We start from the raw sequence: 9531 nt of genomic DNA on the forward strand, positions 1-9531 counted from the left end.
CCCTCGATTTTGCCGCGCTCGCGACAACTTCCTTTAGACGCTCGCTAAATCTGCGTCTGTTTTGGAGGCCTGTAAGAACGTCGTGCCCTGCTTGATGCAAAAGTTCGATGCGCTCTTGCTCGTCAGCCACACTCGAACTGCCCGGTTGCCTCAATTCGACAATACCGATTCCATTGCCGGCTCCGAAAACAACAAGACACCGATGTTGTTCGCCTGGTTTCCTTGGCAGTTCTATCGTCCTACGGTGTCCACTCGCCGTTACACCGTTACATTTCTTTCGGAGAGATGGGGCAACATCTTCTGGATAAATCTCCTCAATTTCAGCTCCAATTACCGAGCCGCCATTGAGACGCTTAAGAGCAGCTGAACAGTGGGTTAGGCGAAAATCCAGGTCATAAAATGAGACGATGTCATACGTGTTACACAGGAAATCGGCAAAGACCGAAGCACTATCAGAGTTAAAATTCCCCAAGGATCCCATCCTCCCACGCCCGTGTTTCGCCCCGTTTGGACAAAGGGAACCATCTCCAGCAACCATGCAATTTAAAAACCTCACGCTCGCAATTAGATCGCCATGTTTACGCAACTGACCAATCCGGATTAAGACCGCAGACTCAAATCATTCCATAACTATGCAATTGTTTTCCCCTATTTGGCAATCCGGCTACCATCATATGGCTGAGATAATAGTAAAAAGGACTTATAAAAACCACCCCCGTTTGAATTGACCTGCCGAAAGTGGCGCGTCGGATCAGGTACAAGATATTTCGTCAGTGAGCGCATTTTCAGGCGCAGACGCATACCGGCGCATGAAAACCGAGCACGCCATTATGGAGCGGGCCGAGATTGGGTTTCACTGCCGCGCGCCGCTAACATGGACGCAGTAGTTGGTGCGCACCATGTTCTCTTCGGACCCGCTCGAATCTGCAGTGATGCGTCTTGGCGCAGTTTCCTCAGTTAGCGACAACGCGCACTTCAGGTTTTCCTTGCTCGACGAAGCCGACGATCCGGGCCGCGGGATAGCCTGCGGCGGCGATTTTTTGGAGCAGGTCCGCCGCCCGTCCCGCGCTGCATGAAACAAGCAATCCGCCAGACGTCTGGGGATCCGTGAGCAGGTGACGCTGCCATCCTGGAAAGTCGCCGGGCAAGGAGACGTCCGCACTATAGCTGGCCCAGTTGCGATGGGATGCTCCGGTGATGAATCCCTGCCGTGCAAGGTCAGAGCCGTGGGCAAAAAGCGCGATATCATTGGCGTGCAGCGATATCCGGACGTTCGAACCCCGGGCCATCTCCAAAGCGTGGCCAAGAATGCCGAATCCGGTAACATCAGTGATGGCGTGCACATCGGCATCGCGCGCAAGGTCGGTTCCGATGCGATTGAGAAGCGTCGTCGATGCAATGAGTTCGGCATAGTCGTCCACCGACAACATGCCCTTCTTGAATGCTGCCGAGTAGATTCCGACACCAAGCGCCTTGGTGAGGATAAGCGCATCGCCGGGCTTGGCGCCGCTGTTGCGCCGCAGGCTGGCGAGAGGGCAGGTTCCTATCACGGCGAGGCCGTAGATCGGTTCTGGAGAATCGATCGAATGACCACCGGCAACAGGAATGCCGGCCTGCGAGCAGACAGCGCTTCCGCCCCGCAGGATCTCGCGCACCAGTTCAGTTGGCAGTTTGTCGATGGGCATGCCGAGAATGGCAAGGGCCATGATTGGCTTTCCACCCATCGCATAGACGTCAGAGATCGCATTGGTTGCTGCAATTCGGCCGAAGTCGAACGGGTCATCGACCATCGGCATGAAGAAGTCTGTTGTAGCGATTACGCAGGTTTCGTCATCAAGTTGCCAGACAGCGGCATCGTCGCCGGTTTCGGTTCCGACAAGTAACCGGGCGTACGGCGCGGCAACTGGCCGATCCGCAAGCAATTGCTGCAGGACGGAGGGCGCGAGCTTGCAGCCGCAACCGCCGCCATGGGCGAGCGACGTCAGCCGTATCGGTGATGCTGCGGTTCGATTATGCATGTTCGTGCCTCCCTGACCTGGAACGCCGATTGCGAAGTCGAGATCAAGTCAGATCGTGATTTCGCGCAACTGGATTGGTGACGGCTTTGGGTGTTGTTTAAGAGACAAAATTGGCGCCGGCTGGTTCCACTAGTTTCAGCTGTATTTAATAGCCGAAACACCATGAAGACTGCCCCGAAACTCGGGAGCGACAAGTAAAGCTCACATTTATATTGTGGTCCATTTAGTGCTGGACGTCAATTCGTAGCTGATGAGCCAGGCTGTTGAAGCTGCCAATGCAGTGGCCACTACAATTAGATTGACGTGACTACATGCGATTAAATTATTCAATATTTGGCGGCGTTCTGTGCTATAATTACAGTTCATGTTTTATCGTTCATTATTGAATTGACAACTAATGCCGTAAGGCGGAATCTTTTTTGGAAATGCCGACAGTTCGGGCTCGAATTAGCGAGCCCATCCAATCTCCGGCATGCTGTACTGGCAGAGCCGGCTTATAGGGAGGTAACATGCAATGAACATGGAACTCTCGCGGCGCCAATTTCTTGGAACGGCCGGCGCGGGTATCGCGGGGACGGCGCTTGGGGCCTTTGGCTTCGGCGAGATCGAGGCGGCCCATGCCAAGGCGATCCGCACTTTCAAATTAGTGAACACCACCGAAACGCGAAACACCTGTCCCTATTGCTCCGTCGCGTGCGGTGTCATCATGTATTCGAAGGGTGATTTGAAGAAAGCCGAAAAGGCCGAGATCATCCATATCGAGGGCGACACCGATCATCCGACAAATCGCGGGACGCTTTGCCCCAAGGGTGCGGCGCTACTCAATTTCGTTAAGGCAGATACGCGTTTGAAATATCCGATGATCCGCAAGCCGGGATCCGACAAGTTCGAGCGCGTGGCCTGGAATGATGCGCTTGATCGCATTGCGCGGTTGTTGAAGGACGATCGTGATGGCAATTTCGTCCAGAAGAACAATGACGGCGTGATAGTGAACCGGTGGACGACGACGGGGTTCCTTGCCGCCTCCGCCACAACGAACGAAACGGCGTTTGTGACCTATAAAGTCGTGCGCAGCGCCGGAATGCTGGTATTCGATAACCAGGCACGTGTCTGACACGGCCCAACGGTGTCCAGTTTGGGCCCAACATTTGGCCGTGGTGCAATGACCAACTCCTGGACCGACATCAAGAACACAGATCTTGTTGTCATCATGGGAGGCAATGCTGCCGAAGCACACCCTTGCGGGTTCAAATGGGTCACGGAAGCCAAGGCCAACCGTGGTGCCAGGCTCATTGTCGTTGATCCGCGCTTCACCCGCTCTGCTTCGGTTGCTGACCTATATGCTCCGATTCGTCAAGGGTCGGATATCGCCTTCTTGCTTGGTGTGATCAATTACTGCATCCAGAACGACAAGGTTCATTGGGACTATGTCAAGGCATTCACCAATGCCAGCTATATCGTCAAGGACGGCTTCGAGTACAAAGATGGCCTGTTTACCGGTTACAACGAGACAAAGCGCGACTATGACAAATCGAGCTGGGACTATGTGATTGGTGATGACGGTTATGCCCAGGTGGACGATACGCTGACACACCCGCGTTGTGTGTGGAACCTGCTGAAGGCACATGTCTCCGTTTATACGCCTGAAATGGTCGAGCGCATCTGCGGCACGCCAAAGGAGAAGTTCCTCAAAGTGGCCGAGATGATCTCGGAATGCGCGTCTCCCACAAAGACGATGACGTCCATGTACGCGCTTGGCTGGACGCAGCATTCGAAGGGCTCGCAGAACATCCGCTCGATGGCAATGCTGCAGCTCATTTTGGGCAATATTGGTATGCGTGGCGGCGGCATGAATGCCCTGCGCGGTCACTCTAATATTCAGGGCCTCACGGATGTCGGCCTGATGTCCAACCTCTTGCCTGGCTATATGACACTGCCGACCGAGAAGGAGGTGGATTTCGATAGCTATATGTCGACACGCGCCTTCAAGCCGCTCCGGCCCAATCAGATGAGCTACTGGCAAAACTACCGGAAATTCTTTGTCAGTTTCCTGAAGGCAATGTGGGGTCCGGCAGCAACACCGGAGAACCATTTTGCCTATGACTGGCTGCCCAAGCTCGACGTGCCGGGATACGATATCCTGCGTGCCTTCGAGCTGATGCATCAAGGCAAGATGACGGGGTATATCTGCCAGGGCTTCAATCCGCTGCTCGCGGCTCCGAACCGGAAGAAGCTGACCGAATCCCTGTCAAAGCTGAAGTTCCTCGTAACGATGGATCCGCTGGACACGGAAACGGCGCGGTTCTGGGAAAATCACGGCGAGTTTAATGATGTCGATTCCTCGCAGATCCAGACGGAGGTCATTCAACTGCCCTCCACCTGCTTCGCAGAAGATGAGGGCTCGCTCACCAATTCGGGACGCTGGCTGCAGTGGCATTGGCCCGGTGGTACGCCGCCCGGTGAAGCGAAGTCGGACAATTGGATCATGGCGCAGATCCACATCCGTCTGAAAGAGCTCTACCGCAAGGAAGGCGGAGCATTCCCCGACCCGATTCTCAACCTGGAGTGGGCCTACGCGGATGCGGGAGAACCGACTGCGGAAGAGCTTGCCAAGGAAATCAATGGCAAGGCGATTGCCACCGTTTACGACCCGACCGATCCAACCAAAGTGTTGGTTGAAGCCGGCAAGCGCGTGCCCAGCTTCGCGGCGTTGCGTGATGATGGATCGACCTCCTGCGGCTGCTGGATCTACTCCGGCTGCTTCAACGAGAGCGGCAACAACATGGCCCGGCGCGATACGTCGGACCCGGACGAGACCGGAGCCTATCTCAAGTGGGCATTCGCATGGCCTGTCAACCGCCGTATCCTTTACAATCGGGCTTCGGCGGACCTGAACGGCAAAGCATGGGATCCGAGCCGCAAGTTGATCGAGTGGGATGGGCAAAAATGGTCGGGCTATGATGTGCCGGATATAGCTCCGACGGCCAAGCCGTCGGACGTCGGGCCATTCATCATGAACCCGGAGGGCGTGTCGCGCCTCTTTGTTCGTGGCATGATGCGCGACGGACCATTTCCAGCGCACTACGAACCGTTCGAATCGCCAGTCACCAACCTCGTTGCCCCAAATGTGCGCGGCAATCCTGCGGCTCGCGTTTTTAAGGGCGATTTCGAGCAGTTTGCCAAACCTGCATCGGAAGAATTTCCCTATGCGGCAACATCCTATCGCCTGACCGAACATTTCCATTATTGGACCAAGCATGTCTGGGTGAATGCCGTCCTGCAGCCCGAATTCTTCGTGGAGATATCGGAAGAACTCGCGAAGGAAAAAGGCATCGTCAAGGGTGGCTGGGTGCGCGTATGGTCCAAGCGCGGATCGATCAAGGCCAAGGCGGTTGTAACCAAGCGCATCAAACCTCTGATTTGCGATGGCAAGCCTGTTCACGTGGTGGGCATACCCCTTCACTGGGGCTTTACCGGGGCAGCAAAGAAGGGCTTTGGTCCAAACTCGCTGACACCGTTCGTTGGTGACGCCAATATTGAGACGCCTGAATACAAAGCGTTCCTCGTCAATATCGAGCCCATCGCCGGGCCGGTGGCATAGGAGACGGCAGCCATGTTCCCGCCTGTTCCAAACCCCACTACCCAAGCTGAAAATCCGAAATTCGGCGAAACAGACCTGATCCGGCGCTCTGCGTCGACCGTGACGCCACCCATTCAGCGGCAGACCGAGGTGGCAAAGCTCATCGACGTTTCCAAGTGCATCGGCTGCAAGGCCTGCCAATCGGCCTGTATCGAGTGGAACGACACGCATCCGGAGATCGGGATCAATACCGGCGTCTATGAAAACCCGCATGATCTTACGCCGGACATGTTCACGCTGATGCGCTTCACCGAATGGGAGAATCCGGAGACGAATAATCTGGAATGGCTCATCCGCAAGGACGGTTGCATGCATTGCGAGGACCCTGGCTGCCTCAAGGCCTGCCCGGCGCCGGGCGCTATCGTGCAATATTCGAATGGTATCGTCGATTTCGTCCATGAGAATTGCATCGGCTGCGGCTATTGCATCAAGGGATGCCCGTTCAATATTCCACGCATCTCCCAGGTCGACCACACGGCTTACAAATGCACCCTCTGCTCTGACCGGTTGGCTGTCGGACAGGGACCGGCCTGTGCCAAGGCCTGCCCGACGCAGGCGATTGTGTTTGGTACGAAGCAGGAGATGAAAAAGCATGCGGAAGGACGCATCACCGACCTGAAATCGCGCGGCTTTGCCAATGCAGGTCTCTACGATCCGCCCGGTGTTTCCGGTACTCATGTCATGTATGTGCTGCATCATGCTGACAAGCCGGAGATCTATGCTGGTCTGCCGAACAATCCTAGGATCAGCCCTATTGTCGAGGCCTGGAAAGGTGTCTCGAAATACGCCGGTCTTGCCGTCATCGGCCTCGCGGCCGCGACGGGTTTCATGCACTATCTGGTCGCCGGACCGGACCGCGTTTCTGAAGAAGATGAGGAGGCAGCGGAAAGGCTGACGGGCGAGGAGCGTCGCCCATGAGCACGGATTATGACGTAGAAAAGGGCGACTGCGTCCATCCCGGCAAACCCGTCACCGTTGATCGCTACACGGCTGGGGCACGCGTCAACCACTGGATCACGGCAACAAGCCTTGTGCTTCTGGCGCTTTCAGGCCTGGCTTTGTTTCATCCGCGTCTCTTTTTCTTGTCGGGGCTCTTTGGCGGTGGTCCGTTGACGCGGATCATTCATCCGTGGATCGGCGTTATCCTCTTTTTCAGCTTTTTTGGTCTGTTCATTCGCTTTTGGAAGGCCAACCTGTGGAAACGGGAGGACGGTACATGGCTCGCGCGCATTAGAGACGTTCTCACAGGACACGAAGAACGCCTGCCGGAAATGGGCAAGTACAATGCCGGGCAAAAATTCGTTTTCTGGTCAATGTCCGTTCTAATCATCGTGCTGATAACAACTGGCGTGATCATCTGGGATCAGTATTTCCTCGCACTCACGACGATCGAACAGAAACGATGGGCTCTGCTCGTTCACTCGATGGCAGCTATCCTGGCCATCAGTGTCTGGATCATCCATGTCTACGCAGCGATCTGGGTACGTGGTACAATACGAGCAATGACACGCGGGTCTGTCACCGGTGGGTGGGCATGGCGGCATCATCGCAAATGGTTACGCGAGTTGGTCGCGAGATCGCCGAAAGGCAAATCCGGTAGAACGCCCGCCCAATAACGGGGCGTTAGAGCAGGATCGGTCCACGTGGCCCGGCGGGTTCGTGAGGAAGTGTGATGAGTCGCAAAAGTGCGGATATACCGGATCCAACGGCGATTGGAACTGTTTCGTCACCGCCCTTTGCGCGTCTGCCTGACCCCGCTTCACTTTTTTTGATAAGGTCAGCACGCCTGCGCCGATTGGCTCAAACCAGCAGCCTTGCACCTTATCTGAGGTTTCTCGCCGAAGTTGCACAAGCCCAACATGATATCCAGACAGACCTGCCTCGTCCGGAAGGGCCGGATGCCAAGATGATTGCGCGGGCACGCGAGTTCGAAATGCCGCCAGTCGACCGAAGCCGGATAGAGGGCGACGAGGTGGTCAGCACGATATTCGATCGCCTGTTTGCAACCGCTGCCGCAATCGAGAAGCCGGTCGCAGCGACAAAAGCGCTTTTGCGCGTGACCGCAGCCGATCGTACGGAGCGGCTTGCGATGGCGCAAAGCGTATTTTCCAATACATTGCCTGCAGACGCGATCGCCGAGCATATTTTTGTGTGGGCTGCGCTTCAAGTGCATTTTACGCGGCTCGCATCCGTCCTTGATGCGGCAGTGCTGGCTCCGGTGGCCGACGGCATTTGTCCCGTCTGCGGCGGCCTGCCGGTTTCCACCGTGGTCGTTGGCTGGCCTGGTTCGCATGGCGCACGGTTTTGCTCATGTTCTTTGTGTGGCGCGCTCTGGCACTATGTCCGTATCAAATGCGTGCTTTGCGGATCGACGAAAGGCATTGGCTATCAAGAGGTCGATGGGCAAGGTGGGGCCATAAAGGCGGAGACCTGCGACGAATGCCATGGCTGGTCGAAGATACTGTATCAGAACAAGGAGCCGGACGCCGACCCGATCGCCGACGACGTGGCAAGTCTCGGCCTCGACCTCTTGATGCGACAAGGTCCCTATCATCGCGGCGGATTCTCCCCGCTGCTTGCTGGCTTTTAGGAAGCGCAAATGGACACGAAAGCCAGTCTGCGCCGCATTCCTTCGGTGGATCAACTCCTCAAGTCGGCTTCGGCGAGCGCTGCAATCGAGCGTTTTGGACGACCCGCCGTCACTCAAGCTTTACGGACCACCATAGCTGAATTGCGTGAAGAGGCCCGCAGGGGCTGCAATGTTCCTGCTCGGGAAAATATCATGGCTGCTGCGCTTGCCAGACTGGACGCGCATGACCGGTCGACGCTCCGACCCGTCTTCAATCTTACCGGCACTGTTCTGCACACCAATCTTGGTCGCGCACTGCTTGCGCAAACAGCAATTGATGCGGCAATAGCGGCCATGCATGAGCCTGTCTCTCTCGAATTCGATCTTGAAAGTGGCAAGCGCGGCGAACGCGATGACCATGTGCGCGCCCTCATTTGCGAACTTACCGGGGCGGAAGATGCGACCATTGTCAATAACAATGCCGCGGCAGTCCTTCTGGTGCTGAACAGTCTCGCGCTGGGCAAGGAAGCCATTGTCTCACGCGGTGAGCTGATTGAAATCGGCGGAGCGTTCCGCATGCCCGACATCATGGCGCGTGCCGGTGTCCACCTCATCGAGGTCGGCACCACAAATCGGACCCACGCGAGGGATTACAGCAATGCCATTGGTCCAGATGCGGGCCTTATACTGAAAGTCCATACCTCTAACTACCGCATCGAGGGGTTCACCAAGCAAGTGGGCGCACGTGAACTTGCCAGCATCGCCGGCAAAAGTGGTGTGCCCCTCGTCAACGATCTCGGCTCTGGGACCTTGACGGACCTCGCCGGCTATGGACTTGCCCACGAACCGACTGTCCGCGAAGCCCTCAGCGAGGGGGCAGATATCATAACCTTCTCCGGCGACAAGCTGCTCGGCGGGCCGCAAACCGGATTTATCGTGGGACGCAAGGCGCTCATCGAGACGATTAACAAGAATCCGATGAAACGCGCTCTGCGTGTCGACAAGATCAGACTTGCGGCGTTGGAAGCAACATTGCGGCTCTATCGCAATCCGGATCGCCTGAGCGAGCGCCTGCCCACCATGCGGTTCCTTACCCGTTCACAAGGCGACATCGAAACCCAGGCGCAACGATTGGCCCCGGTTGTAGAACGTGCGCTGAATGGCGTCTTCAAAGTTTCCGTTATTGCCTGCGAAAGCCAGATCGGTTCTGGCGCCCTGCCCCTTTCCACAATACCGAGCGCGGGCTTGTCCCTGACGCCGGTCGAGAACAGTGGCCGCAGGCTTGCCGGGTTGGCAGCGGCACT

The 9531-nt window shown here is 56.4% G+C and carries 7 protein-coding genes; 5 read left to right on the forward strand and 2 right to left on the reverse strand.

Features of this window, described 5'->3' with window-relative positions:
* Together AAAC48_RS11200 and selD are read right to left on the reverse strand one after the other, a co-directional pair.
* The coding region (locus AAAC48_RS11200; RefSeq protein WP_340654246.1) for a GGDEF domain-containing protein at positions 1–472 on the reverse strand (472 nt) is incomplete at its 3' end.
* Positions 473–953: 481 nt separating this feature from the next.
* A complete protein-coding gene (gene selD, locus AAAC48_RS11205; RefSeq protein ID WP_340654247.1) occupies positions 954–2018 on the reverse strand; it encodes a selenide, water dikinase SelD in 1065 nt (354 codons plus the stop codon).
* A gap of 514 nt (positions 2019–2532) precedes the next feature.
* On the opposite strand from selD, the gene fdnG reads away from it, so the two are divergent.
* From fdnG to selA, 5 genes are all read left to right on the forward strand, one after another.
* Entirely contained in the window at positions 2533–5619 is a 3087-nt protein-coding gene (fdnG, locus tag AAAC48_RS11210; protein ID WP_340654248.1) for a formate dehydrogenase-N subunit alpha, read from the forward strand.
* Between the two features lie 12 nt (positions 5620–5631).
* Positions 5632–6576 carry a formate dehydrogenase subunit beta gene (gene fdxH / locus AAAC48_RS11215; protein WP_340654249.1) on the forward strand — a complete coding sequence of 315 codons (945 nt, stop codon included), beginning with the start codon at positions 5632–5634 and terminating at the stop codon, positions 6574–6576.
* Positions 6573–7274, forward strand: a complete 702-nt coding sequence (locus AAAC48_RS11220) for a formate dehydrogenase subunit gamma (RefSeq protein ID WP_340654250.1) — start codon at positions 6573–6575, stop codon at positions 7272–7274. The genes fdxH and AAAC48_RS11220 overlap by 4 nt, the downstream gene beginning before the upstream one ends.
* Before the next feature lie 56 nt (positions 7275–7330).
* The gene (fdhE, locus tag AAAC48_RS11225; protein ID WP_340654251.1) at positions 7331–8248 is read left to right on the forward strand and encodes a formate dehydrogenase accessory protein FdhE; all 918 of its coding nucleotides are present in this window, start codon (positions 7331–7333) and stop codon (positions 8246–8248) included.
* 9 nt (positions 8249–8257) lie between these two features.
* Positions 8258–9531: L-seryl-tRNA(Sec) selenium transferase (selA, locus tag AAAC48_RS11230; protein ID WP_340654252.1), on the forward strand; the 1274-nt coding region annotated here is incomplete at its 3' end.

The organism is Phyllobacterium sp. (assembly GCF_037994405.1).
GTDB lineage: Bacteria > Pseudomonadota > Alphaproteobacteria > Rhizobiales > Rhizobiaceae > Phyllobacterium.